Consider the following 26,632-nt stretch of genomic DNA (forward strand, 5'->3'; position numbering starts at 1 on the left):
GCCAGTGTCGACTCACGTCACGTCGCTCACTCTCGACGGCCTGGACAAGCTCTCCGCTCACGCTCGTCGTTGCGTCTTCTGGGAGATGGATCCCGCGGCCATCCATAGTTCGCGCGGATTCTGTGACCAGGAATTCGAGAAGGAAGCATGGCTGTCGATGGTCATGCTCGAGTGGGGTTCCTGCGGTCAGGTCGCCGTCATGGATGGCAAGCCGGTCGGCAGCGCGCTATACGCTCCCCCACGCACGGTGCCTCGGGCACAGCTTCTGCCGACCGCTCCGGTGGGTGCCGATGCCGTCCTTCTCACCAGCTTGCGACTAGAGCCTGCCGGCGAAGAACAAAATCTGGGTGCCACCCTCATTCAGGCGGTGGTCGCTGATCTGGTGAGGCGCGGTGTCCGCGCCCTGGAGGCCTTCGGTATTCGAGACGGTGGGTCGAGCGATACCGACCACTCCGGCATCGCATCGGCGACCGCTGCCATGGAATGCTCCCCCGAGGAATGCATGATCCCCGCGGAGTTCCTCGAAGACAATGGCTTCGAGATCGTCGCTCCACACTACCGGTTCCCTCGGCTGAGGCTCGAGTTGAATCGTGACCACGGGTGGAAGGAAGACGTGGAGGCTGCTCTGGAACGCCTGTTGCATACGGCATCGGTGAGCATGGTCGACATCGGTGAGCGCACCCCGGTCGGAGTGCGCTGACGGTCAGGACCGTTCTGAAGAGGACAGTTCCTCGGCGAGCAACTCAGCGAAGGTGAACGTACCGGTGGGCTGATCGTCCTGCCCGAGCAGGTACAGACGCTTCACCGAAATGAGGATGGCCTCCGCGATCGCGTCACGTGCCCGCGGGTTGGACAGGACGGCAGCATCGGACCGGTTGGTGAGATAGCCGAGATCGATCTGCACGGTCGGCATCTTGGTCAGGCGGAGCAGATCCCAGGTGCGTCCGTGCGTCCGGCAGTCTTGCAATGGGGTGCGGGCCACAATCTCCCGCTGGATGAAGCCGGTGAGAACCTGGCCGATCATCGACGTCGAACCGTGCGAGTTGCCGAAGTGGAAGCTTGCAACGCCGTTGGCAGCGGGGCTGGAGTTGCTGTCACATCGTAGGGAGATCATGAGGTCGGCGTCGAAGGCATTCGACGTGGACGCGCGTTGGATGTCCGAAGGGTTCGCGTGGTGCGGCCGGGACAGGAAGGTTTCCATCCCTGTCGCCGCCATCCGGCCTTCGAGCCGGCTGGCGAGATCCCAAAGGATGTCCGACTCCGAGATGGTGCCATACGGAGAATGGACAATCGTGCCGTAGGTGTCCCCACCGAGACCGGGGTCGATGACGATGCGCTTGCCGCTGAGCTGTGGACCCGAGCTGCGGACCATTTCTTCTTCGCTCATCGCGTGGGGCGAACCACCGGTGACCCGGGTACCGAGCAACTCGAGCGAACGGAGGGTGGCAGGGCCGCAGATTCCGTCGGCGGCGATCCCGATCTCCCGCTGGAACGACGACAGCGATTCGTGTGTCTGCGGTCCGAAGAATCCGTCGACCCGGCCGACGTAGAACCCGAGGTCCTGCAGCCGTGTCTGCAACGTAGCGACGTCGTCCCCGTACAGGGGTGCGGACAGTTGGTAGATCAGCGTGCGTGCGCCCAGGCGGTAGGACGCCTCTTTCATGGACCGATAGGTGGCCGGACCCACGACTCCGTCCACGAGGAGCCCACGTTGCTGCTGGAAGGCCCGCACGGCGCTGTCGAGGTGGTGGTCGAAGACGGCGTCGGGCGCAATCCAGTGCGAACCATTATTGGTGTCGCGGCGAGTGTCGGCGACACCGTCGTGGAGGAACCCGAGACCGGCGAGAGTGCCCCGAATCTCAGCGACGGCCGGACCATGGTCGCCGTGACGGAGTCGGTGCATGTTCGGGCCTCTCAGTCTGATTCCACGGCCGTGTGTATCACTACAGCACAGCTCTCTACAAACGAGTCGATCGACGTGTCCCGTTCGCGGATGCGACAGGAGCACATCGATCGATTGTCTCAGAGATTCCCACAAAATCGGGAATCGGGCAGGCTGTTCAGGTGTCGATCAGAGAACGTCGGCCAGCTCTTTCAGCAGCGCAGCCTTGCCCTTCGTACCGACGATCGTGTTGATCGGCTTGCCGTCCTTGAACAGGATCAGCGTGGGGATCGACATCACCTGGAAGTCGCGGGCGGCACCCGGGTTCGCGTCGATGTCGAGCTTGGCGATCGTCAGCTTGTCGCTGTGCTCGCCGGCGATTTCCTCCAGCACCGGAGCGATCATCTTGCACGGGCCGCACCAGGTAGCCCAGAAATCGACGAGCACAGGCTTGTCGCTGCCCAGCACATCCTGTTGGAACGAATCATCGGTGATGGTAACGGTGTTCGACACGGGAAATCCCCTTACTCGACGGATAAAACTTGGACGATCGTGGACAACTCAGGCGTCGACCGGTGCACCGGCGGCCGCGATGGTGTTCGCGGTGATGTCGCCGCGCTCGGCGAGCCAACGCTCGGCGTCGATGGCCGCGGAACATCCGGTGCCGGCTGCGGTGATCGCCTGACGGTAGGTGTGGTCTACCAGGTCACCGGCAGCGAAGACGCCGTCCAGCGAGGTGGCGGTGGTCGGCGTCTGCACCCGTACGTAACCGGCCTCGTCGACCTCGACCTGTCCCTTGACGAGTTCGCTGCGCGGGTCGTGACCGATGGCCACGAACATTCCGGTGACGGGAAGCGTGGACTGCTCACCGGTGACGGTGTCGCGCACGACCAGACCGGTGACGCTGTTCTCGCCGAGCACCTCGATCGGTTCTGCGTTGGTGACGAACCGGATCTTCTCGTTCGACTTGGCGCGCTCGAGCATGATGCGGGACGCCCGGAACTCCTCACGGCGGTGGACCACCGTGACACTGCGGGCGAACCTCGTGAGGAAGGTCGCTTCTTCCATTGCGGAGTCGCCGCCACCGACGACCACGATGTCTTGGTCCTTGAAGAAGAAGCCATCACAGGTGGCGCAGGCGCTGACGCCGCGGCCCAGGAGCTTCTCCTCGCCGGGGATGCCGAGGTATCGGGCAGCCGCGCCCATCGCGAGTACGACCGCGTGTGCCTGATAGGTCTCGCCACCGACGACGACCTTCTTGATCGGCCCGGTCAGATCGAGTTCCTCGACGTCCTCGGTACGGATGTCGGCGCCGAAGCGCTTGGCCTGCTCGCGCATCTCGTCCATCAGGTCGGGGCCCATGATTCCTTGCCGGAATCCGGGGAAGTTCTCGACCTCGGTCGTCGTCATCAGAGCACCGCCGAACTGGGTGCCCTCGAAGAGCAGCGGTTCGAGTTCCGCCCGCGCCGCGTAGACGGCTGCGGTATATCCGGCAGGTCCCGAACCAACGATGATGAGTTCATGAACCGTCGATGGAGTGGTCATGCGGGCCTTCCGATAGGGAGCGTGCACAGTCGAATTGATCAACACCAGACTAAAGGGTGTTGTTCCCGGACTGTAGGTGATACCGATCGCTCCCCCACGGGCCTCTGATCAGCGAAGAGTCTCTCGGATGACACAGCGGGTGCCGGTGTAGATGGTGGGCATGCATTTGTTGCAGTGAATGCACAGGCCTTCCGCTACGTGCTGGTCGCGGAACTTGTTGACGAGGTCCGGGTCGCGGAGCAGTGCGCGGGCCATCGCTACGAACTCGAACCCTTCACCCAGTGCGGTGTCGATGGTGTCGAGTCTGTTGACGCCCCCGAGAAGAATCAAAGGCATGGACAGCGCTTCGCGGAACTGGCGAGCCATCGGCAGGAAGAACGCTTCTTCGAACGGGTAGGTCGGGAAGATACGGGGTCCGTAGAGCTTCAGGCCGTACCCGACCAGTTTCGGTTGTGATGCAACGAATTCGGCCATCGGCACCTCTCCGCGGAAGAAGTACATTCCGTTGAGGAGGGAACTGCCGCCGGTGAGTTGCAGCGCGTCGAGATGCCCGTCCCGTTCGAGGAGTCGAGCGATGCGGAGGCTCTCGTCGAGCCACAATCCCTTGGGAACACCGTCGGTCATGTTGAACTTCGCGGTGACGGCGATCGTGTCGCCGACGACGCGGCGAATACGCTCGACCACACGGCGTGGGAAGGCTGCCCGCTTCTCCAGGCTGCCCCCGTATTCGTCGGTTCGCTTGTTCAGGTTGGGGCTCATGAAGGAACTGAGCAGGTAATTGTGGCCGAGATGAACCTCGATGGCGTCGAAGCCGGCATCGACGGCCGCCCGCGCAGCGTTCTCGAAGTCCGCGACGACCTGATCCAATTCGGTGTGGGTGGCACCACGCACCAGACCCATGGCGGGCGGACTCAGGCGCGTGGACGGGGCCAGCGTCTTCGTGCGATTCGAGAGCGTGTTCGCGACCAGTCCGGCGTGCCCGATCTGCGCCGACGCCAACGCTCCTTCGGCATGGACGGCATCGGTGAGCCGCCGAAGTCCGGGAACACTGGCCTTGTCGAGGACCAGAGTATTGGCGTGGACCCGTCCGCCGGGTGAGACGGCGCAGTAGGCAACGGTGGTGAGCGCGGCGCCGCCACGGGCCACTTCGGCGTGGAATTCGACGAGCTTGTCGGTGACCTGCCCGCGAGGCATGACTCCTTCGAAGGTGGCGGCTTTCATGATGCGGTTGCGCAGGGTCAGAGGGCCGAGACGGGCGGGTTCCCAGATCGTGCGCCGGTCGGTCGGAGTGGTCATTGTGTCTGCCTTCGGGCGAGGAGGTGAGTGCTGCGATCAGGCGAACGTCGACGCGAGGGCGTCTCGGGGCGGACGCCACTTCAGACCCAGTTCGTCGCGCGTGCGGAAGTCGTCGGTGGCAGTGGCCGAAGTGAGCAGCCAGGCGGCTTCGTAACTGAAGCCTGCGCTGACCGCGGTGTATCTGCCGACGGCATCGGCGAGCCGTCCCAGGAACCGCACAACTCCCCCGGACAGCGAGATCCGGCGCAGTCGTCGTCCCGAAGAATGTTCGAGGATGTCGATGAGGTGATTGAACTCGATCAGCTCGCCGCCGCAGACGTAACGCCGAGGTCCGCGGCCGGGCTGCATCACGGCGGCGTGGACAGCGGCAACATCGCGCACGTCGATCATCTGCATGCCGCCGCGGAACCGCGGAGCTACCCCGCTGCCCAGTAGGACGGCCCAACCCTGTTCGGTGACACCTTTGGTGCCTTCGAGGCCGGGACCGACCACACTGGTGGGATAGGTGATGACGACCGGTGCTCCGGCGTCCTGCAGAGCACGGGCGACACGATCGGCGGCGGCCTTCGTCCGCCCGTACGCGCTGCGTCCCGCCGCGGTGGGACTGTCGGGCCCGATCACGGGATCAGGGGATGGAAACAGCGCGCTGAAACTCGCGACATGGACGATCGGGTCGAGACCGAGGAAGGCGGCTCGGATGAGAATGGCGGCGGTGGCCTGAGCGTTGACCTCCCACATCAGCTGCTCACGCCGGTCGTCCGTGCCCACGACCCCTGCACCGTGCAGAAGTGCGTCACACCCGTCGAGCAGCTGCTCGATGGACGTTCGGTCGCGGATGTCCCCCACTACGACTTCGATCCGAGCCGAGGCGTCCCCCGCCGACGCCACCACAACGTCGATCGACTCGTGTGGAAGGACGAGCAGGCGGACGGTGTGGCCGTCGGCGAGCAGCGCCAGGGTCGTGTGAGCGCCCACGTACCCGGTGCCGCCCGTAACCGCAATCTTCATGTGCCCGTCCTGTCGAATTACGATGCCAGTGGTCTCGTATTAGGTACGATATAGCGAGGACGGCGCTTTTGTCCCACAATTCGAGCTGATGAATGCCACCGGAACAGGACGACCCCGTGACCCGCGCATCGACACCGACGTGCTGGCCGTAACCCGCGCGATGCTCGTCGAGTCCGGCTGGGAGCAACTGAGCATGCGGGCAATCGCCACCCGTTCCGGGGTGAGCAGGGCGTCGATTACCAGGCGGTGGCCGTCCAAAGCACATCTTGTGCTCGACGCGATTCTCGGTGCCACCCCCGACCTGACGCCGTTCGAGGGCACCGATCGGGAAGGCTGGATTCGGTGGGTCGTGACCGGCAGTGCCGAGCTGTTCGCACGGCCTGAGGTTCGCGCGGCAACTCCCGGCCTCCTCGCCGCGATCCGGGATCACGCCGATCTGCGTAATGCCTTGTGGCAGGGGTTCAGCGGGCCCAGCACCCGCCTGTTCGACGATGATCAGGGTGAGGCGAGTACCGCGAAGGCTCTTCTCGTCCTCGCTGCTGGTGCCGCGATGTTCGCGAGTCTGATCGCCGTGGAGGACGACACTCCCGAGTTGCGTGCCAAAATTCTCGAGCTACTCGTTCCGTCTGCGCACAGCACGACCTGATGCGTTGTCGCTCAACCGATGTCGGTGACCGACATGGTGGCCGGATTCGTGGCACTGCAGCTGTTTCCCACAACCAGCGCGGTGATCTGCGGTGGCTGAGGCCCGGCAAGAAGGAGGAGTACTCCGGGGGCGCCGTCGAGCCGCACTTCCCCCGACCCCAGGAGCGTACGAGACGGCTCGATTCCGTTCGCGCGCAAGCACTCTGCGAGGACTTCCGGGTTCTCGAGCGCGCCCAGTTGGCGGGATCCGATCACGGTGAGGAGACGCGCAGCGTCGAGATCGGCGTCCAGCTCGAGAACCGCTGGACCGGATGAAGTTTCGGAGGTGCTCGGAGAAGCAATCGGCGGATCGGTGGGATTGCTGGTCGGCGTGACGACAGCGATCGCCACCACGACCGCAGCGGCCGCGGCCACTGCGCCGCCTGCCACAGCCGCCCACCTTCTGCGCCGCGCGAGGGGCACCACCCGAGAGACCGAGGACTCCCTTTCCTCCGCGAGTGCGCGAGCGATGCGGTCGGCAACGTCGTCGGGAATTGGTGACGCGACGGAATGGTCGCGGCCCAGTGCCCCGAGCTGCTCGGTGACCCTGTCGAGCGCGGAAATGACCTCCATAGCTTCTGGATCGTTCCGCACCAGGGGCCAGAGGCGCTCACTCACGGACTCGGGCAGCACTCCGGCGTGAAGATCGGACAGCAGATCGGCGGAGTACGGCGGAGCCGGCAGCTCTCCATCCGAAGAGCCGACATCATCAGTGGCCATGACACCTCCTCACCGATTCCGCTCGGTCCTGACCGGCCTGACAGTCCTGCGCTCCTATAAGAGTTTGACGCCACAGGATCATGATCGGTTCCCCTCGTCCCGGAAATATTCGAGAGAAGCGGCCAACTTCTTGCGGCCACGCGCGCATCGACTCTTCACCGTGCCCTCCGGAACACCGAGCAGCCTGGCGGCTTCACTGGTCGAGTGACCTTCGAGGTCTACCGCCACGATCGCGGTCCGCTGGTCGGGCGGCAGCTGCGCCAAGGCGCGATCGACCACCAGGCTCATCTCGAGCTCGGCGACACGATCGCGGGCGTCCCGGGGCTCGTCGTCCTCGTCGGCCGACAGAGACACCGCAGGGCGGGCTTTGTTCCGGCGGATGCGGTCGAGGCAGGCATTGACGACGATCGTGTGCAACCAGCTCCGGACCGCGGCATGGCGTCGGAAGGAGCCGGCATTGCGGTGTGCCGACAGTAATGCCTCCTGCAGTGCGTCCGCGGCATCCTCGCGCGTGTAGCTGGTGCGCGTCGCGACGTGCCACAGGTGGTCGTAATGGCGACCGAGCAACGTCGCAAAGGCGTGCGGATCACCGGCGACATGCGCAGCGAGCAACTCGACATCCGAGGGTCCGCCCTCGGCGACCCCCCGGAAGATGCGCACCGGCGGATGTTAGCTCAGAACGCCGGGCCATGAATACCGGGAGCCGATTACGTCGTGGCGTTGAATCCCACGTCTGCGATGGAGGATTGGTTCTTGCCCCCGGAAGTGCTGAGGCCGGTGATCCAGACCAGGACGTTGGTGGTGGGCGCCTCCGATGTCACGGGGATTTCGGTGACGCCGCTACCGAGCACCTGCGAACCGATGACCTGGGTCTGGTCGAGGGTGGGCTCCTCCGAGGGGGCGCTCCGAATTTCTACCTTGGTGCCGGGTGTCGGCGAGTTGATCCACACGCTCGACAAGTTGGCCGGCTCGTCCAAGGTGATCATCAGGCCGACACCGTTCTTCAGTGCCGGGAACGGCTGGAAGTAGGAGTCGGTACTCCACACTGTGGCGGTGTTGCCGTCGATGGCGAGCCGGGCATTGGCAGCGGAGTCGGGTGTGCCCTGCGGCGAGAATACGGTGGCCGACGCGGGGGTGACCGGTGCGACGTTCGCCGGCGGTGCCGGTGCGGCGGGAGCGGCGGCGCCCGGAGGCGGCTCCGCGGAGGTGGTGAGGCCGAAGTCCTGCTCGGTGAGCGGAGCGTCCGAACTGCTTCCGGTCAAGAACGTGGCCAGCCAGAAACCGAGCAGAGCCAACACGATGATGGTCACGACCCCGAGACCGACGAGAGCGGCGAGCATCCTGTTGGACTTCTTCTTCTCCGCCTCGATGGCTTCGGGGTCGGCGAGCTCATGCCCGGATATGCCGGGCGTGCGCTGTCCGAGCCGCAGGGCGGGGATCAGTTCGGTTTTCTCGTTGATGACCGACGCCTGGTCGAGAATGTGCTGAACCGTGGCGGCTGTGCGGATGCCCCCGTTCGGCTCCAGCGAGCGCAGCGCGACCGCCGAGATTTCGAAGGGGACTTCCGGGCGAATGACCCGGGGGCCGATGGGTTGGCCGTTGGAGTCGCGGTCGGCCAGCCGCATGCCACCGACACTTCCCGGCCGATGGGTGGGGTCGCCTGCCGGTGCGGAGGGATCGCCGAGCGGCCAGCGGGCGGTGATGAGCGCGTAGAGCATGGCGCCCAGACCGCGTACGTCGGAACTGGAGTCGGAATCGGCGAGGGTGGCCGGGAAGGCCAGGACGGCGTCGCCGTTGATGCTGATCCGGATGCGGTCGGGGTGATCGATGGACAGTGCCCCACCGGCCCGGTGCGCCGTCTCCGCTGCTGCGGCGAGTGCCCGGATGGCTTTGGCGGCACCGATCGGAGAGGGCTTGGTGTCGGCCATCTCCCGCAACGAACGTCCGGGCGTCCACTCGGCGACGACGATGCCGCCCGAGCTGCCACGGACCACGTCGAGAACCCGGGCGAGACCGGGCGAGTTGATGCGACCCAGGCGCAGCGTGCGGGACAGGATCGCTTGCGGTCCTTCGGGTCCGGCCGAGGTGGAACGCTGTTCGGCGTCGACGAAGGTGAGAGCGACCTCACGGTCGAGCTTGACGTCGAGGGCCTGCCAGAACTGCAGGCCCCGGGACCCACCGTGCGGTGTGAGCAGACGGTAACGACCACCGGCGACGGAGGCGCCCGGAATCAGCTTGGGGCCGCGGGGAATAGGACGCGGGCCGGCGCCTCGATCACGACCGGGTCCGGGAGTGATCGGAATCACGCCGGTGTCGAAACTGGTGTCGTGGCCCGCTGCTGAACCCGTCGGCCGGGGGTCCTTGCGCGCGGGACCGCCTGCATCGAAGGAGGCAGTCTCGGCCGGAACGGCAGTCTTATCCGGAACGGCAGTGTCGGCCGACACAGCAGAGCCGGCGACGTTCGGCCCAGCCGTGCCGTTCGCCGGTGGCGTCGTGGAGCCGGCGTCGGCGGTGGTCGCCTGGTCCGACTTGGTCTTCGGGGTGCCGGAAGTTGCGGGCTCCGATTCGATTCGCGTGGTGGGGGCGTCGACGCCATTCGACGAAGCAGCCGAATTCCGTTCGGACGCTTGCACCGTAGAACCTCCGGCTCGCTTGCTGCCGGCTACGTCGTCGTCGCTCACCCTCACTCCTTCATTTTCGAATGCCCAACTCCGACCCGTACCGGGCGGCGATCCGACCCGCTCGTGTCCAGGGTACGGGAGACCACCGGGTCGTTCGATACCACGCGGGCGACCACCGAAGTCGCGCGGTGTGGCGCGGACCACGGGAATCAGTTCTGTTTGGGCGTCGGTGAGCGGGTCGGGCTCGGGTTCCGGTTCCCCGCCGCGACCGCGCAGTGCCCGGATCTTGCGCGCGACGGCGACAGTGATCGACATGATTTCGGGGACCTTCGCGAACCACAGAATGACGAAGGTGACACCGAGCATCAAGATCCCGCTGATCGCGACTCGGGCCATGGAACCCGGGCCGCCGAACAAAGTGGTGAGGCGGTCCAATTGCAGGAGGCGTTCGGCCCCGAGCATCGCGAGCGCGCCGGCGAGGGAGGCGAGCACCACCACCCACACGGTTTTCCCGACGTTGGCCATTTGGAGGTTTCCGAGGCTGCGGTGCAGGAGGTACCCACCGATGAGTGCACCGGTGATGTACCCGATGCCGTTCGCGGCGCCCAGCAGGATCACCACCTGGTCGTCGCTCGAGGCGATGAGGGGGGTGAGTGCGGAGAGTGCGATCTTCACCGCAGTGATGCCGAGGACGATCCAGGTGGGAGTCCAGGCGCGTTCACGGGCGTAGAAGACACGGAGCTGGATGAGGACGAGGGAATACGGGATGAGTGTGAAGGCGGACCAACTGACGGCCTGGCCGAGACGCCCCGCGTCACCCGTACCGAAGTTGCCGTACCCGTACAGGGCCTGCCCCACCTCGGGTCCCGCGAAGGTGAGGAAGGTGATGATCGGAACCAGCGAGATCATCGTCAGACGCGTCGCCACCGAGAGGTCGTCGACGACGGCGGGGGTGTCGTCGGCGGCGGCATTGCGGCTGAGCCGCGGCATGATCGCCGTGAGCACGGTGACACCGAGCACGCCGTACGGCAGCTGCAGCAGGAGCCACGCGTTGTTGTAGATCGCGGGACCCGACGCGTCCGCGTGGGACGAAATGCGGGTGGCGACGATCATGCCCGCCTGGCTGATCAGCACGTACAGGATGATGGCGACGGCCATCCCACCGAACTGCTTGAGCCGGTCGTCGAGGCCCCACAGCGGTTTCAACGAGATGCCTTCGCGCCGGATCGCAGGCACGAGGCTGGCGGCCTGCACCACGACACCGAGGGTGACGCCTACGCCGAGGACCAGCAGTTTCGGGTCGCTCATCCGCACCGGGTCGAGGGTGATTTCGCCCGGCATCGCGTAGTAGATCACCAGCACGGTGAGCATCACGACGTTGTTGAGCACCGGGGCCCAGGCCCCGGGTTTGAACACCTGCCTGGTGTTGAGAATCGCCGTGAGCAGGGCGGAGAGCCCGTAGAACAGAATCGCCGGCAGGAGGAGAAACGACAGAGCTGTGGTGAGGGACGTGTTGACCTTGCCGTCGTCGGACAGGAACACGTGGGTGGTGAGCACCGGGGCGGCCGCGGTGGCGAGTAACGCTGCCGTTCCGAGGAGCACACAGGTGGCCGTGAACAGGCGGCGCACGAAGGCGGCACCGTTGTCCGGGTCCTCACGTTCCGCGCGGACCAGCACGGGCACGACGATGGCGGTCAGCACCGCGCCGAGCACCAGCTCGGAAATCATGTTCGGAATCTGGCTGGCGACGGTGAACGAGCTGGCCACCGAGCCGCCGAGCAACGTCAGGACCAGCAGTTGCTTGGCGAATCCGGTGATGCGGCTGACGAGTGTCGCCACCGCGATCGACCCGGTGGACGCGAGGAGGCGGGAGTTGCTCTGTTTCTGCGGTGCCGTCGACGGTCCCGAGTCCCGGACCGGCGGCGGGGGGTCGACCCGGATGGCCGCGAACTGCACCGTCGGTGCCTCGTCCGGTCGAATCTCCCGTGCCCAGTGGTCCCGTTCCCACGGTGCGACCCGGGGATGCGAGCGATCGGGAAGCCTCTGGCCCCGGTCGGGCAAGTTCCCGGTCATGAACGTTCGTACCCTTCGTCAGCTGGATCCGGCTGGCCGCGGAATCGGTGCCACAGCCGGCGGCCGGCGAGGAACAGCAGCAGAGTGCCCGCACACGCTGTCAGGATCGCCAAGGCCTGCCCGTACGCGTTGGACCGTACCGTCACGCTGGTCGGCTCACCGAGTTGCTGCCCATCGGCCGTGGTCAGCGAGAATGTGACGACGAGCTTGCGGGAGTCGTTGGCCTCGGTGGGCACGGTCAGCGTCCGGCTGCCCCGCGGCGGCAGTGGCGTCGGCCCGATGTCGGTAATGGTCATCCCCGACGGCGCGGCTACCTGCAGCTGGACAGTGATGCCCACGGGCAGGTCGTTCCGGGCGACGAGCAAAAGGGGGCTCTGTTCCGACGCCAGGGTGTAGACACCGCCAGGGGACACGACGGTGACGGCTCCGAACAGGTCGTTCATGGTGTCGGCCACCTGCTCGGTGCGCAGGTCGGATGCCTCGCTCGCCGAGTCGTGCTTTTCGTCACGGCGATGGGCGAGACTCATCGAACGCAGCAAGTCTTCGCGCAGCGGTGCGGTAAATCGCTCCGGGGTCAGCGTGGCCTGCGGGTCGTCGATCAGCGCCGTGTCCAGTGTCTCGATGCGGGGTATCTGCTCGGCGACGGCGTCGCGGTGGTGGGCGGGAACCCCGTCCTCGGTGGCCTGGTCCGGGTAATCCAGTGACGACAGCTCCGGTGATCCGGGCTGGCGACCCAGCAGTGCGGGAAGTGGCCGGGGGGTGGCGAGACCGGTCCGGATCATCGACGACACCGTCGACAGAATCGTCTCGGCGTCGTCCTCGCCGGCGGTCCACAGTTGGGGCGGGACCACCATGAGGGAGCGCGGTGTCCCGGCGCTGCGGGCGACGGCCGGTTCGAGTGCAGACCAGGACACGGCACCGAGGGCGTCCTGCAAACGGGCTGCCTGCGAGTCGTCGGTGAGGTCGAACCGGGCCCGCGCGGGGGTGTACGAGGGAGTCTGCGGCGTGGTGCCGGTCGCGGCCAGGGCAGCGCCCACCGCAGGATCGAACAGCAGCGCATCGAGGCTGCCGGTGGGCGCGGACGTCCCGGTGGCCGCGGGGGTGGTCTCACCGTTCCCGGGTAACGGCGCCTGCGCCGGACTTGCCTCGATGACGTGGGCGCTGTCCCTCGGTGCGTCGGTGTCGATGGCGTTGGCGGCGAGCAGGGTGGTGGTGGGCTGGTCCCGGCGTAACAGCTGTGCAGTGTCGTCGTCGAGGACTCCGGCGTCGCTCCACACGAAGTTTCGCAGCGAGGTGACCCCGAGGATGTTGTCGACGATGTCGGCGGGAGCCTCGAGAGCGGCGGCGGTGAGCTCGGTGTTCCCCACGGCACTGATCGCGGACAGATCGGCCTGGGCGAACGGCACCGACGTGGTGCACATCGATGCGGCGAGCGACCGGGCTCGCTCTAGCCAGTCCGCGGCGGCCTCCCGGCCGGTACCCGCGTGCGCAGGCCCGGTGGGGTCGGACGGATCGTCCACCACTAGATAATCGCGGGTCATGTTCTCGACCGTGATCAGCAGGTCGGGGTCGACGGCCAGACACATGCTGTCGCGAAGTGCATGATCGCGATCCACCGCTTCACCGGTGGCGAACTCCGCGGACGCCAGCAACTCGTGGAGGCGTCCGCCGTCGGCGAGGGAGGTCGCGAGCTCGTCGTCGACGAGACGAACCGGGTCGGTGACCGAGCCCGGCACTCCGGCGGCGAGTCGCGGCCGGTCGGCGAGCGGCCACAACATGGTGACGGCGACGGGGCTGGAAATGTCGGGTGGAATCGCCGGCGTACCGGGCACCCCGAATACAGGGAGTAGGAAGCGGGCATCGTCCAGGCGCGCGGCGCCACCGTACTCGGGGGTCCCGTTGACGTTGACCAGCATGGGGTAGACGCCGGGTTCGGTGATGTCGAGTGCGGGATCGGTGTCCGACCGCAGTGGCAGGGACAACGTGAACTGCTTGCTCTGGCCTTCGTCGAGGCTCTCGGCGACCGTGTCGAACATGCCGACCGTGTCGAACCGTGACTGATCGAGTGTGAGGGAGGTCCGAAGGGCATCGCTGCTCGCGACGGCGGGGGCCCGCTGCAGACGCACGCTGACGTCGCTGACCGTGCGGTCGCCGATGTTCTTCACCGATCCCGACACCGTGACGAAGGGATCGCTGGTGGTGGTGACCGTGTTGGGGGTGACCTTGTCGATGTGCAGCTCGAGAAACTCCGGATCCTCGTCGACGGTCTGGCTCCCGGCGCTCACCGGCGGAACGGGATCCTGGGCAACAGCCACTCCGGTGCCGATGGGAGCGAGAGCAACCACGAGTGCGGTCGATGCCGCTGCCCCGATCCGGCGAAAAGCCATCCTCATCCGGCGTCGTGCCCCTTCTGAAGCTTCAGATCGGGGTCGGGCAGAGTGGTTGTCATCTTGGAGATCAATTCACCGGCGATTTCTGCGAGTTTCCGTTCGTCTGCGTAGGCCAGGCGTGACCCCAGCTCGGCGAGCGGCACCCACGCTACCTCGGTGACTTCCACGTCTTCGTCGGACAGTTCCCCGCCGAGGAAACGGAGCAGATAATGATGCACCGTCTTGTGGACACGCCTGCCCTCCGTGACGAACCAGTAGTCGATGCTGCCCAGTGAAGCCAGGACCGTGCCCTGTATGCCCGTCTCCTCTTCGACCTCACGCATGGCGGTCTGCTCGGCCGTCTCCCCTTGCTCGATGTGCCCCTTGGGCAGCGACCACAGCAGACGGCCGCGCCGATCGGTCCGCCCGATGAGCGCCGCGCACAGGTTCTCCCTGGGTCCACCGAGACCGTTGACCACCAGACCACCCGCCGAGGTTTCCCGAACCGTCCTCATGTGGGGTTTCGCGGGTTTGCCGACGGCGCCGCGCCGCCGCGAGTTGCGGCGACTCCTATTCGCACGTTCGGCAGCAGACACCCCATCGATAGTAGTTGCCTTCCTGGCCTCTCCTTGATTGCCGCACCCAACCGAGACGCTTCGTGACGGTCCTGTGGTGATCGAAACTTCGAGGTGACGCCCTCGCATGCATATCCCGCTATTTGCGCACCTCGGTAAGCTTCCTGGACGTGACTGTCCCTTCTCTCGACGACGAGCGCCGTACGCGACTGCTTGCCGGCGCCGCGGTGACGCTGCGCGAGCTGTCCGAAGTCCTGACGCCGCTCGGAGAGAGGTTCGCTGCGGCGGGCCACGAGCTGTACCTGGTGGGCGGGAGTGTCCGGGACGCGATTCTCGGACGCCTCGGCACCGACCTCGACTTCACCACCGATGCCCGGCCCGAGCAGGTGCAGAAATTGCTGTCGGGCTGGGCCGACAACCAGTGGGACACAGGTATCGACTTCGGGACGATCAGCGCCGCGAAGGCGGGGCAGCAGGTCGAGATCACCACCTACCGTGCCGATGCGTACGACCGGGTGTCGCGCAACCCCGTCGTCTCGTTCGGGTCGAAGCTCGAGGACGACCTGGTGCGGCGTGACTTCACGGTCAATGCGATGGCGGTGAAGATCGGTGCGGACGGTTCGCAGGACTTCGTCGATCCGCTCGGCGGCATGGATGCTCTTCTGGCCGGTGTGCTGGACACCCCGTCGGCTCCCGAGAATTCCTTCGACGACGACCCGCTGCGCATGCTGCGGGCCGCCCGCTTCGTGTCGCAGCTGGGTTTCACCCTCCACGAGCGCGTGCACCGGGCGATCACGGACATGGCACCGCAGATCGAACGCATCACGGCCGAACGGGTGCGCGCCGAACTGGACAAGCTGATTCTGGGCGAGTTCCCCAACGACGGCATCAACGTGATGTGTGAGACCGGGCTGGCCGACCACGTGCTGCCCGAGGTGCCGCAGATGAAGCTCGAGATCGACGAACATCATCAGCACAAGGATGTGTACTGGCATTCGCTGACCGTGCTCGCGCAGGCCATCGACCTCGAGGACGGCGACCCCGACCTCGTGTTGCGGTGGGCTGCGCTGCTGCACGACATCGGTAAGCCGGACACCAAGCGCAACGAGCCGGGCGGCGGCGTGAGCTTCCACCACCACGAGGTGGTGGGGGCCAAGTTGGTGCGTAAGCGGATGCGCGCCCTCAAGTACTCCAAGCAGATGGTGGACGACGTCTCTCAGCTGGTGTTCCTTCATCTGCGTTTTCACGGTTACGGCAAGGGTCAGTGGACGGATTCGGCGGTACGTCGCTATGTCACCGACGCCGGACCGCTGCTGCCGCGGTTGCACAAGCTGGTCCGCGCCGACTGCACCACGCGTAACAAGCGGCGGGCGGCGGCGTTGCAGGCCACCTACGACGACATCGAGGAGCGGATCGCGAGGCTCGCGGAGCAGGAGGATCTCGCCCGGGTGCGCCCCGACCTCGACGGCAACGCGATCATGGAACTGCTGGGCATCCCTGCGGGTCCGGAGGTGGGGAAGGCGTGGCAGTACCTGAAGGAGCTGCGACTCGATCGTGGTCCCCTCACCCGCGACGAAGCGGAGGCCGAACTGCTGTCGTGGTGGGCATCGCAGCAGGGCTGACCCGCGGCGACGGGTGAGAATTGCTTACCCGACCGGCTCACCTGCGGTGACACCCGTCACACGTATTGCTGCCATACCTCCCTCGACTCACCATCCCGGTGCTTCTCGGGTGCGACAGACGTCATCGAACGCTCACGGGGGTTAATCCCGACGAAACACACCAATCGGCACTCTTGATAGGGGCCGAGAACCAGGTGGACATGTCGCGGCCGTGCAGGTGAAGGAGCAGTCGATGCAGCAGCAGAAAGCCGGTACTTCCACAGTGAAGACCGCCTGCTCGTACTGCGGTGTCGGCTGCGGCATGGTCCTCGAAGTCGAAACGAACCCGGAGACGGGTGCGCGCCGCGTTCTGAAGGCGTCCGGCGACAAGGAGCATCCCACCAATTTCGGCCGGTTGTGCACCAAGGGCGCGACGAGCGCCGAGATGCTGGTGGCCGGTGGCCGGATGGAGACCGGCTACCTTCGCGACGAGCGCGGCGAGGCACCGACGGCTGTGCACGTCGACGCCGCAATCAGCGAGACGGCACGCCGCCTGAAGGAGCAGATCGACCGGCACGGTCCGGACGCGGTCGCCTTCTACGTCTCCGGCCAGATGTCCATCGAAGCGCAGTACCTCGTGACCAAGCTGGCCAAGGGGTTCGTCGGCACCAACCAGATCGAGTCCAACTCGCGCCTCTGTATGGCCAGTGCCGCCACCGGGTACAAACAGTCGTTGGGCGCCGACGGCCCCCCCGGGTCGTACCAGGACTTCGACAAGGCCGACGTGTTCTTCGTGATCGGCGCGAACATGGCGGACTGTCACCCCATCCTGTTCCTGCGTCTCCTCGAGCGCGTGAAGGCAGGCGCGAAGCTGATCGTGGTGGACCCGCGGCGCAACGCGACGGCCGACAAGGCGGATCTCTTTCTGCAGATCACGCCCGGCACCGACCTCGCACTCCTGAACGGCCTCCTGCACCTGCTCGTGAAGAACGGGCACACCGACCCCGCGTTCATCGCCGAGTTCACCGAGGGCTGGGAGGTGATGCCGGAGTTCCTCGAGGAGTACACGCCCGACAAGGTCGCGGACATCACCGGCATCCCCGAAACCGACATCCGACAGGCCGCCCAGTGGATCGGCGAGGCCGCCGAGTGGATGACGTGCTGGACGATGGGCCTCAACCAGAGCACCCACGGCACCTGGAACACCAACGCGATCTGCAACCTCCACCTCGCCACCGGCGCGATCTGCCGTCCCGGTAGCGGACCCTTCTCCCTCACCGGTCAGCCCAATGCCATGGGTGGCCGCGAAATGGGATACATGGGCCCGGGCCTGCCCGGTCAGCGGTCGATCCTCGCGGCCGACGACCGCACGTTCGTCGAGGACCTGTGGGACCTGCCCGAGGGCACCATCCGCACCGAGGTCGGCACGGGCACCGTCGACATGTTCGAGCAGATGGTCGCGGGACGAATCAAGGCCTGCTGGATCATTTGCACCAACCCTGTCGCCACCGTGTCGAATCGGCGGACGGTCATCGAGGGACTCGAGGCAGCCGAGCTCGTGATCACTCAGGACGTGTTCCTCGACACCGAGACCAACGGTTACGCCGACATCCTGCTGCCGGGCGCGCTGTGGGCCGAGTCGGACTCGGTGATGATCAATTCCGAGCGCAACCTGACGTTGCTGCAACAGGCCGTCGACCCGGTGGGTCAGGCGTTGCCCGACTGGAAGATCATCGCGCGGGTGGCCTGCGAGATGGGGTATGCGGACGCCTTCACCTACGAGACGTCCGAGGACGTGTTCGAAGAGATCAAGCGCACGTGGAACCCGAAGACGGGTTACGACCTTCGCGGCATCACCTACGAGCGGCTCCGTCATACGCCGGTGCAATGGCCGAGCCCGCCCGGTGACCGCACCGACCGCAACCCCATCCGTTACGTCAATGACGGGGTGAGTCAGAGGCTGCTGTCGGCTCCCGACGGCTCGCTCCCCCGGCTCGCCTTCGCCACCCCGAGCGGAAAGGCGGCATTCTTCCCGCGACCGCACATGCTGCCGGCCGAGCTGCCGGACGACGACTACCCGTTCGTCCTCAATACGGGTCGGCTGCAGCACCAATGGCACACCATGACGAAGACGGGCAAGGTGGCCAAGCTCAACAAGCTGAACTCGGGACCCTTCGTCGAGATCAACCCGGCGGATGCGCAGCGGCTGTCGATATCAGACGGTGACAAGGTCGAGGTGGCGTCGAGGCGTGGCCGCGCGGTGCTTCCCGCGGTCGTCAGTGACCGGGTGCTTCCCGGTGGTTGTTTCGCGCCTTTCCACTGGAACGACTCGTTTGGCGAGTACCTCAGCATCAACGCCGTCACCAACGATGCCGTCGACCCGATGTCGTTCCAGCCGGAGTTCAAGGCCTGCGCGGTGTCACTGACTCGCGTGGCACCGGTGTCGCAGCCGGCGGTTCCGGAGACCGGCGGATCCCAGCTGCAGCTCGCGAGCCCAGCCGATGAACTGACCCAGCTTCTCGGACTGGATGATTCGGCTCCCCCGACGTTCGACGAACACGAACGCACCTATCTTTCGGGGCTGTTGTCGGGACTGCGGTCCACCGAGGTCCGCGGCGTGCCGGTCCTTCCCCGGGACGCCCCGATCTCGGGTTCCAAGCGGGTGTGGCTCGACGGGATGCTCGCCGGTCTGTTCTCCCGTTCGGGCGACACATCCGGGGTCGGCGCGCAGAATGGCAGCGCCTCAGGTACTGAATCGGTCCAGCATCCTGTCGTGGTGGTGTGGGCCTCGCAGACCGGCAACGCCGAGGAGTTCGCCGCCGAATGTGCCGCGCAACTGCAAGCGGCCGGCCACGGAACACATCTGATCAGCATGGACGACTACGACGTCGGAAGCCTGCGCGGCGTCCGTGACCTCCTCATCATCACCAGCACGTTCGGTGACGGAGACGCGCCCGACAACGGCAGCAGTTTCTGGTCGGCCCTCAGCAGCGACGAGGCACCCACACTGACCGAAACCCGATATGCGGTATTGGCTTTCGGAGACTCCAGCTACGACGACTTCTGCGGCCACGGTAAGCGGCTCGATGCTCGGCTCGAGCAGTTGCAGGCCAAGCGTCTCACCGCCCGCGTCGACTGTGAACCCGACTACGAGGATCAAGCACGCGAGTGGCTGGAGCAGGTGCAGAAGCTGGTTCGCGACCGGGAGGCCGTCGAAGGAGCGGCGGTGGTTTCCGTCGCGCCCGCACCCGCCCCGAAGAAGGCAGCGGCCTTCACGCGTAAGTCACCGTTCGTCACCCGCCTCACGAAGAACGTGCGCCTCAGCGCGGCGGGATCGTCGAAGGACGTGCGACAGTTCGGTTTCGAGGTGAGTGATCCGGAGTTCGTCTACGAGGCGGGTGACGCGCTGGGCGTCTGGCCCACCAACAGCGACGCCGTCGTCGACGAGTGGCTGAAGGTGACGGGGCTGAAGCCCGATGTCCCGGTGACCGTGGCCGACCTGCCGGAGATGCCGCTGCACGAGGCGTTGCGGACCAAATTCGAGATCACCAAGGTGACGCCCGAGCTGCTCCGGTTCGTCCAGAGTCGTACGCAGGACACCGAGCTGGCCCGATTGATGCGACCGCAGAACAAGATTGCCCTCCAACAGTGGTTGTGGGGCCGGCAGTCGATGGACGTGCTCGGGCAGTACGGCGTTCACGCCGAGGTCGAGGAGTGGCTCGGCGTTCTCAAGCGGCTCCAGCCGCGACTGTATTCCATTTCGTCCAGCCCGAAGATCGATCCCGGCGAGGTGCAGCTGACCGTGTCGGCTGTGCGGTACAACCACGAGGGCAAGGACCGGTCCGGCGTCTGCTCCACGTTCCTCGCGGATCACTGCGACGAGGCCGATGTGCCGATCTTCGTGCAGAAGTCGGCGCATTTCCGACCGCCGGCGTCGGCGGATGCGCCCATGATCATGGTGGGTCCCGGCACGGGAATCGCCCCGTTCCGCGGTTTCCTGCACGAGCGGCGGGAACTCGGGCACACCGGCAAGAACTGGATGTTCTTCGGTGAGCAGCACGAAGCGACGGACTTCTACTACCGCGAGGAGATGGAAGCTATGCACCGCGACGGATTTCTCACCCATCTCGATGCAGCATTCTCCCGTGACCAGCGGCAGAAGATTTACGTGCAGGACCGCATCCGCGAACACGGAGCGAAGTTGTGGAACTGGATGCAGGAGGGCGCGTACCTCTACGTGTGCGGGGATGCCAGCCGGATGGCGAAGGACGTGGACGAGACGATCCGCGAAGTGGTCCGCACGCACGGCAGGCTCGACGAAGAGGACACCGAGCTGTACATGAAGCAGTTGTCCACTGACAAACGGTACGTGCGCGACGTGTACTGATCCGCTTCTGCGGGTCTCATCGCTTGATCATTCCGCAAACGCGCGCATACGATCGTCTTCATGACGCATCCGCGGAGTAGTGCCTAGATGACGCGCATACGTATCCGGCAGGCGGCCGAACTGCTCGGCGTCAGCGACGACACCGTCCGGCGGTGGATCGACAACGGCAGCCTCCTCGCCCAGAAGGACGACTCCGGGCGCATGGCCGTCGACGGCGCGGCGCTCGCCGAATTCGCCCGCGCCCACGCGGCCGCGTCGCCGGACCTCCTCGGATCGGGTTCCTCGGCGCGGAATCGGTTCACTGGGATCGTGACGGGCATCGTCTCCGACACGGTGATGTCGCAGGTGGAGCTGCAATGCGGGCCGTTCCGGGTGGTGTCCCTGATGAGCAGTGAAGCGGTGCGCGACCTCGGGCTCGAACCCGGGAAGATCGCGGTGGCCGTCGTGAAGTCCACCACGGTCATTGTCGAAACCCCCGTCGAGACCTCATGAAACAGAACTCGGGCCGAGCAGCCGCCGTCATCGCCCTGGCCGTGCTCATCCTCGGGACTCTGTCCGGGTGCGGCTCCGACGACACCGACTCGGGTGAACGGATCACGGTGTTCGCGGCAGCGTCCCTGAAGTCCACCTTCACCGAACTCGCGGAAAGATTCGAGGCGCAGCATCCGGGATCTCGGGTGGAGTTCAGCTTCGCCGGTTCTTCCGATCTGGCAGCCCAGCTGGATCAGGGTGCTCGCGCCGACGTATTCGCGTCCGCGGACCAGCGCAACATGGCCAAGGTGGTCGATGCGGAACTCACTGCGGGCAGTCCTGTCGACTTCGCCACGAACACCCTGACCATCGTCACCGCACCCGGAAACCCTGAAGGGATTACCACATTCGCCGACCTGGCCCGTCCGGGAACATTGGTGGTCACCTGCGCGCCGCAGGTGCCGTGCGGCTCCGCGACGCAGAGGGTCGAGTCGTCGACGGGAGTCGATCTCGCACCGGTCAGTGAAGAGTCGTCGGTGACGGATGTCCTGAACAAGGTGATTGCCGGGCAGGCGGACGCCGGGCTGGTGTACGTCACGGACGCGACCGGAGCCGGTGACGCTGTGACGGCGGTGGCCGTACCCGAGGCCGCACAGGCTGTGAACACCTATCCCATAGTCGCTCTTGCCGATTCGGGCGCGCCGGAGACGGCCCGCGAATTCGTCGCGTTCGTCACCGGACCCGACGGCCGGGCAGTTCTTGCCGATGCAGGATTCGGTGAGCCGTGACCCGTCCGGCGCGTACGGTGGTTCCCTCCGGGCTGCCGCGCTGGCTCTTCGTCCCGGCGGCTGTCGGGGGGTTGTTCGTCGTACTGCCGTTGACGGCGATGCTGGCAAGCGTCGACTGGCCTCGATTCGTCGAGTTGGTCACCTCCGAGTCCTCGCTCGCCGCGCTGGAGCTGAGTCTGCGTACTGCTGCCGCCAGCACGGTGCTGTGCATCCTCCTCGGTGTACCGATGGCGGCAGTGCTGGCGCGCAGTAGCTTTCGGGGTCTTCCCGTGCTGCGGTCGCTGGTGCTGCTGCCGTTGGTGCTCCCGCCCGTCGTGGGCGGAATCGCATTGCTTTACACGTTCGGCCGGAAGGGTCTCATCGGACAGCATCTGGAAGTGGCGGGAATTTCCGTCGCGTTCACCACCACGGCGGTCGTGCTCGCACAGACCTTCGTGGCATTGCCGTTCCTGGTGGTCAGTCTCGAAGGGTCGCTCCGCACTGCAGGCAGGCGGTACGAGTCCGCCGCGGCCACGCTCGGAGCCGGACCCACCACGGTCTTCCGCCGCGTGACCCTTCCACTGGTGCTGCCGGGATTGGTGTCCGGCGCAGTGCTGTCGTTCGCGCGGGCACTCGGTGAATTCGGCGCCACCCTGACGTTCGCCGGCAGTCTCGAGGGGGTCACCCGTACCCTTCCGCTGGAGATCTATCTTCAGCGGGAAACGGATGCCGATGCGGCAGTGGCGTTGTCGCTGGTGCTGGTGATCGTCGCGGTGGTCATCGTGGTGGGGTCGCGCGGCTGGGCGTCGAGAGCGGTGCCGTGAGCGGGCTGAGCCTCGATGCGCGGATACAGGCCCGCGACATCGAGATGGCCGTCGACGTCGCGGAGGGTGAGGTTCTGGCCGTCCTGGGCCCGAACGGAGCCGGCAAGTCGACACTGCTGTCCGTCGCCGCCGGACTGATACGGCCCGACACCGGCCGGGTCGAATTGAACGGCCGGGTACTCACCGACACCGGCGCCGGGATCGCCGTTCCGCCGCATCGCCGGGGAATGGCGCTACTTGCCCAGGAGGCGTTGCTGTTCCCGCATCTCACTGTCGCCGCCAACGTGGCCTTCGCCCCACGCAGCGCCGGGCGAAGTCGCCGGGAAGCGCGGACCATCGCCCGGCATTGGATGGATGCCGTCGACGCCACGCAGTTCGCCGACCGCCGACCACACCAGTTGTCAGGTGGGCAGGCTCAACGTGTCGCGGTCGCACGTGCCCTGGCGGCGGACCCTCAGGCGCTCCTGCTCGACGAACCGATGGCCGCACTGGATGTGGCTGCGGCTCCCGCGTTGCGGGTGCTGCTGCGAAAAGTATTGCGCGAGGAGCATCGGACCGCCGTCGTCGTCACTCACGACGTCCTCGACGCACTGGCGCTGGCCGACCGCGTGATCGTGGTGGACGGCGGAAGAGTCGTCGAGTCGGGGTCCGTTCGCGATGTGCTCTCCCGGCCGCGCAGCTCGTTCGCGGCACGGATCGCAGGACTCAACCTCGTGGCCGTCTTCGCTACCCCGTCCGGGTTCGAGACCGAGAACGGCGTCCGGATGCACGGCCTGCCCGACGACGACGTGGGAGGCACCGCTCCGGCCGTCGCAGTGTTCGCGCCGCATTCAGTGGCGATCCATCGGCGGTCGCCGGAAGGCAGTCCCCGCAACGTCTTCGGCGTGACCGTGACCGAAATCGAGGTGCGCGGCCCCATCGTGCGGGTGCGGGCGGTGACTGCCCGTGGCCGGCTGGAACTGAGCGCCGACGTGACAGCAGAATCCGTCGCCGAGCTCGATCTGGTGCCCGGACTCGACGTGTTCTTCGTCGTCAAGGCCACCGAGGTGGCTATCCACGCCGTGAGTACTTATTGACATCCCGTGGTTAACAAGTACTCACGGGTGCGTCAGCGCAGGGACGCGTGCATCAGGTAGACGTTGTAGCTGTCCCACTCCGACATCGTGAAGTACAGGTCCTTGTCGGTGGACCACGGATGGATGAAGCCGCCGTACGCCTTCGGGTAGTCGGTGGTGTCGACGAGAGTGGCTCCGCCGGACCAAACGCCCTGTGGGGACGAGGATTGGCGGAGGATGATCCGCCCGCCGATGGGCTCGAGGTAGCTCATCAGCCACGTGCCGGTGCCGGTGTCATAACGAACCGACAGCTCGCTGGCCACCCCACCGACGATCGGGGTCGCGAGATGTTCGGAGACCGGCGTCCATGTTCCGTTCGACCAGTACTGGTACGACGTGGTGTTGAGTACCTGATCGACGGGTACCCGGGCCAGACCGATGGTGCCGATGCGCCCGTTCGGAGTGCCGAACATGTACACGTAGTCGCCGTGGGGGACCATGGCCGACACCTGGAAACGGGCGCCGAAAATGTTGTGCCACTTGGCGTGCTGGTCCTTGGTCCACGTCTGACCGTTGTCGTCCGAGTACGCGATGCCGCCGTAGTTCGTGTACCACATGCCGGGCACCACACTCCACCGTTTCACCGACATGTAGCTCAGGAACTGCCGGTTGCCGATCGTGAACCCCGACGTGGGGATGGTCGTCGTCTCGAAGTTGGGGATGTGCCGGCTGTCGATGATCTCGGCGGCGTGGCAGCGGCTGTCCTGCACCATGCTGTCGATGGTCATGCCGTCGGACAGGTCGGTGTCCGTGCTGTGCCCGAGAACGTTGCTGCGCCAGTCTTCCCCGAAAGCGCCGGGCGGATTCCAGTCCTTACCGAAGGTGTCACCGAAGGCGATGGCCACCTCCCCGGGCTTCGTCTCCCAGATGATGCCGAGGTCCGTGCCGTCCACCTGCCAGCGCTTGTCGGTGCGATTGTCCGAACCGTGGCCCGTCAGCTGCGACACCAGGCGCACGTCACCGACAGCCGGGGTGCCGAGCGCTTCGGTGAGGGAGCCGCGTTCGGCCGGGTTGATCTGCACCGGGGGTGCGGGCTGCGGCGCGGGACCCGGGCCGCCGGGGACGGGGATCGGAATGGTCTCCGGTCGTGGGTCGATTTCGATCTTCGGAATGTGCAGCGCGCTCGACCCGGAGGATCCCGACGAGCCGACCTCCGGCTGGGGTTCCTCGATCTCGTCGGTGAGGTCCGGGCACGGGTCCGCGCAGGGGTCGGCAGGTAGATCTTGTGCCACGCGAGTCTGATCGACGGTGGGTCCGGGGACCGGCACCGGCACGAAGTCTGGGTACGGAATCGGGATGGCGATGGTCGGCGGTATCGGCGGTAGCAGCGGACCACCGGGAGTCGGGGGCTCCTTGGCCGGGTTGAACCCGGTCTCGCCACAGATGTTGACCGGCAACCACGAATTCGTCTCCGCCGCAGCGGGACCTGCCGAGAACCCGATCGCTGCCGCGACGACGGCGGCGACGCACAACGGTGCTCCGGCAACAGACCAGGACTTCTCGACCACGGGACCCCTCCAGATCGGTGGTCGGAGTCAGGATGGACCGACCTGCACGTTCAGGGCAAAAGGTAACACCCGGTGGCAGCGTTCTCGGGTTCAGTGCCCGGCGTGCCCGGTCGCAGTCCGGTTACAGTACGGTTTCACGGTCGCATACGATTTCGCAGATCGAGGCCACCCGGGGTGTGGCGAAGCCCCTGGGTTTTTCCCTTCCAGCGGAACCGGATGCGGTCGCGCTGCGTCGAATCCTTACATGGACCCTCTCGAGTATTCGTTCGGAACCGGCGCAGAAGCCCCCGCGACCTGGAACTCCCCAGCCGACCTCGATCTGGGTCCGCTCGGCGGAATGGACGCGGTGCGGCTCGACTTCGACGGTGACGGGCTTCTCGACGACGCCATGTGGGACGACAACGGGGACGGGGCGGGCGACCACTCGGTGCTCGACTACGACGCCGGGAACGAAGCCCGCTATTTCACCGACCCCAGCGGTAACGGGACGTGGGACCGCGAGGTGCGGGTGGCCGGCGACCACATCGAACCCGCGTACGACCTGCGTCGCCACCTGGATCCAGTGCCCGATCGACGCAATGACGAACCGTCCGACCCGAGCGTGCGCGCGGTGGCTTCCGATCCGATTCCCGGTGCCGTGACGGCCGGCGCACTTTCTCTCTGGCGGTCCGAGGCGGCACTCGGCCACGGCGGCGCCATTGACGTGGCCCCTGAGATCGGGGAGGGTAAGTTGTGATTTCAAACCCAGTGCGGATCGACAAGGAGAATGGACCATGACCGACCTGACCACGTCCGCGGCGAGCGCTTTCGTCGCCGCTGCCGGCCTGGAACTCGACGAGGTATCGGGCACGAAAGTCGTCGGCCACATCGATCTGTCCGCCGAGCACCACACGCCGTGGGGTGTCGTGCACGGTGGCGTCTACACGACGGCAGTCGAGAGCGCCGCGAGTATCGGTGCGAGCACGGCAGTGGCAGACCGCGGCCAGTTCGCGGTCGGTGTGCACAACGGCACCGACTTCATCCGGTCCCGCACCGAAGGTCGCGTCGACGTGGTGGCCCTACCGATTCAGCAGGGCCGTATCCAGCAGTTGTGGTCGGTTGTCATCACCGCTTCCGACACCGGCAAAGAGGTGGCCCGTGGACAGGTCCGTCTGCAGAATGTGCCGCTGCCTGGTTCCGGATAGGA

At 66.1% G+C, this 26,632-nt stretch carries 21 protein-coding genes; 10 read left to right on the forward strand and 11 right to left on the reverse strand.

The genetic code is table 11. The annotated features are described in order from the left end of the window. Window positions 1–4: 4 nt before the first annotated feature. Window positions 5–700, forward strand: a complete 696-nt coding sequence (locus tag HYG77_RS16120; protein ID WP_109334754.1) for a hypothetical protein — start codon at window positions 5–7, stop codon at window positions 698–700. Window positions 701–703: 3 nt separating this feature from the next. On the opposite strand, the gene HYG77_RS16125 is transcribed toward HYG77_RS16120, so the two are convergent. From HYG77_RS16125 to HYG77_RS16145, 5 genes are all read right to left on the reverse strand, one after another. Beyond that, the gene (locus HYG77_RS16125; RefSeq protein ID WP_109334753.1) at window positions 704–1,903 is read right to left on the reverse strand and encodes an N-acetylmuramoyl-L-alanine amidase; all 1,200 of its coding nucleotides are present in this window, start codon (window positions 1,901–1,903) and stop codon (window positions 704–706) included. 168 nt (window positions 1,904–2,071) lie between these two features. Further along, the gene (gene trxA / locus HYG77_RS16130) at window positions 2,072–2,395 is read right to left on the reverse strand and encodes a thioredoxin (protein ID WP_109334752.1); all 324 of its coding nucleotides are present in this window, start codon (window positions 2,393–2,395) and stop codon (window positions 2,072–2,074) included. A gap of 48 nt (window positions 2,396–2,443) precedes the next feature. Then, complete coding sequence (gene trxB / locus HYG77_RS16135; RefSeq protein WP_109334751.1) at window positions 2,444–3,427, reverse strand: thioredoxin-disulfide reductase; 984 nt, start codon at window positions 3,425–3,427, stop codon at window positions 2,444–2,446. Window positions 3,428–3,535: 108 nt separating this feature from the next. Beyond that, window positions 3,536–4,723: a 4,4'-dithiodibutanoate disulfide reductase gene (nox, locus tag HYG77_RS16140; RefSeq protein ID WP_208959869.1), complete on the reverse strand. Its 1,188-nt coding sequence runs from the start codon at window positions 4,721–4,723 to the stop codon at window positions 3,536–3,538. Window positions 4,724–4,759: 36 nt separating this feature from the next. Continuing rightward, complete coding sequence (locus tag HYG77_RS16145) at window positions 4,760–5,731, reverse strand: NAD-dependent epimerase/dehydratase family protein (protein WP_208959870.1); 972 nt, start codon at window positions 5,729–5,731, stop codon at window positions 4,760–4,762. 88 nt (window positions 5,732–5,819) lie between these two features. On the opposite strand from HYG77_RS16145, the gene HYG77_RS16150 reads away from it, so the two are divergent. Then, window positions 5,820–6,377: a helix-turn-helix domain-containing protein gene (locus HYG77_RS16150; RefSeq protein ID WP_109334748.1), complete on the forward strand. Its 558-nt coding sequence runs from the start codon at window positions 5,820–5,822 to the stop codon at window positions 6,375–6,377. Window positions 6,378–6,388: 11 nt separating this feature from the next. On the opposite strand, the gene HYG77_RS16155 is transcribed toward HYG77_RS16150, so the two are convergent. From HYG77_RS16155 to HYG77_RS16175, 5 genes are all read right to left on the reverse strand, one after another. After that, the gene (locus HYG77_RS16155) at window positions 6,389–7,135 is read right to left on the reverse strand and encodes a hypothetical protein (protein WP_109334747.1); all 747 of its coding nucleotides are present in this window, start codon (window positions 7,133–7,135) and stop codon (window positions 6,389–6,391) included. A gap of 78 nt (window positions 7,136–7,213) precedes the next feature. Beyond that, on the reverse strand, window positions 7,214–7,795 hold the full coding sequence (sigM, locus tag HYG77_RS16160; protein WP_208959871.1) for an RNA polymerase sigma factor SigM: 582 nt from the start codon (window positions 7,793–7,795) through the stop codon (window positions 7,214–7,216). A gap of 47 nt (window positions 7,796–7,842) precedes the next feature. Continuing rightward, entirely contained in the window at window positions 7,843–11,712 is a 3,870-nt protein-coding gene (locus tag HYG77_RS16165; protein WP_208963403.1) for a murein biosynthesis integral membrane protein MurJ, read from the reverse strand. A 113-nt stretch (window positions 11,713–11,825) separates the two neighbouring features. Further along, the gene (locus HYG77_RS16170; protein ID WP_208963404.1) at window positions 11,826–14,216 is read right to left on the reverse strand and encodes a DUF6049 family protein; all 2,391 of its coding nucleotides are present in this window, start codon (window positions 14,214–14,216) and stop codon (window positions 11,826–11,828) included. Between the two features lie 2 nt (window positions 14,217–14,218). Beyond that, the gene (locus HYG77_RS16175; protein WP_109334743.1) at window positions 14,219–14,794 is read right to left on the reverse strand and encodes an NUDIX hydrolase; all 576 of its coding nucleotides are present in this window, start codon (window positions 14,792–14,794) and stop codon (window positions 14,219–14,221) included. 149 nt (window positions 14,795–14,943) lie between these two features. Between HYG77_RS16175 and HYG77_RS16180 the strand changes: the two genes are divergently transcribed. The 6 genes from HYG77_RS16180 to HYG77_RS16205 all read left to right on the forward strand — a co-directional run bounded on the left by HYG77_RS16180 (window position 14,944) and on the right by HYG77_RS16205 (window position 23,899). After that, window positions 14,944–16,395: a CCA tRNA nucleotidyltransferase gene (locus HYG77_RS16180; RefSeq protein ID WP_109334742.1), complete on the forward strand. Its 1,452-nt coding sequence runs from the start codon at window positions 14,944–14,946 to the stop codon at window positions 16,393–16,395. A 232-nt stretch (window positions 16,396–16,627) separates the two neighbouring features. After that, window positions 16,628–20,761, forward strand: coding sequence for a bifunctional nitrate reductase/sulfite reductase flavoprotein subunit alpha (locus HYG77_RS16185; RefSeq protein ID WP_208959872.1), 4,134 nt, complete (start codon window positions 16,628–16,630; stop codon window positions 20,759–20,761). A gap of 87 nt (window positions 20,762–20,848) precedes the next feature. Further along, on the forward strand, window positions 20,849–21,253 hold the full coding sequence (locus HYG77_RS16190) for a TOBE domain-containing protein (protein ID WP_109334741.1): 405 nt from the start codon (window positions 20,849–20,851) through the stop codon (window positions 21,251–21,253). Continuing rightward, window positions 21,250–22,020, forward strand: coding sequence for a molybdate ABC transporter substrate-binding protein (gene modA, locus HYG77_RS16195; protein ID WP_208959873.1), 771 nt, complete (start codon window positions 21,250–21,252; stop codon window positions 22,018–22,020). The genes HYG77_RS16190 and modA overlap by 4 nt, the downstream gene beginning before the upstream one ends. Continuing rightward, a complete protein-coding gene (locus tag HYG77_RS16200) occupies window positions 22,017–22,823 on the forward strand; it encodes an ABC transporter permease (RefSeq protein ID WP_109334739.1) in 807 nt (268 codons plus the stop codon). The genes modA and HYG77_RS16200 overlap by 4 nt, the downstream gene beginning before the upstream one ends. Beyond that, a complete protein-coding gene (locus HYG77_RS16205) occupies window positions 22,820–23,899 on the forward strand; it encodes an ATP-binding cassette domain-containing protein (RefSeq protein WP_208959874.1) in 1,080 nt (359 codons plus the stop codon). Before HYG77_RS16200 ends, HYG77_RS16205 begins: the two co-directional genes overlap by 4 nt. A 32-nt stretch (window positions 23,900–23,931) precedes the next feature. Here the strand turns inward: HYG77_RS16205 and HYG77_RS16210 are convergent, their stop codons facing one another. Then, entirely contained in the window at window positions 23,932–25,446 is a 1,515-nt protein-coding gene (locus tag HYG77_RS16210) for a DUF4185 domain-containing protein (RefSeq protein ID WP_208959875.1), read from the reverse strand. Window positions 25,447–25,690: 244 nt separating this feature from the next. Between HYG77_RS16210 and HYG77_RS40965 the strand changes: the two genes are divergently transcribed. After that, entirely contained in the window at window positions 25,691–26,182 is a 492-nt protein-coding gene (locus HYG77_RS40965; RefSeq protein ID WP_348273558.1) for a hypothetical protein, read from the forward strand. A gap of 37 nt (window positions 26,183–26,219) precedes the next feature. Further along, on the forward strand, window positions 26,220–26,630 hold the full coding sequence (locus HYG77_RS16220; protein ID WP_109334736.1) for a PaaI family thioesterase: 411 nt from the start codon (window positions 26,220–26,222) through the stop codon (window positions 26,628–26,630). The last annotated feature ends 2 nt before the right edge of the window (window positions 26,631–26,632 follow it).

It is taken from the genome of Rhodococcus sp. ZPP (assembly GCF_017656075.1).
Classification (GTDB): Bacteria; Actinomycetota; Actinomycetes; order Mycobacteriales; family Mycobacteriaceae; genus Rhodococcus_F; species Rhodococcus_F oxybenzonivorans.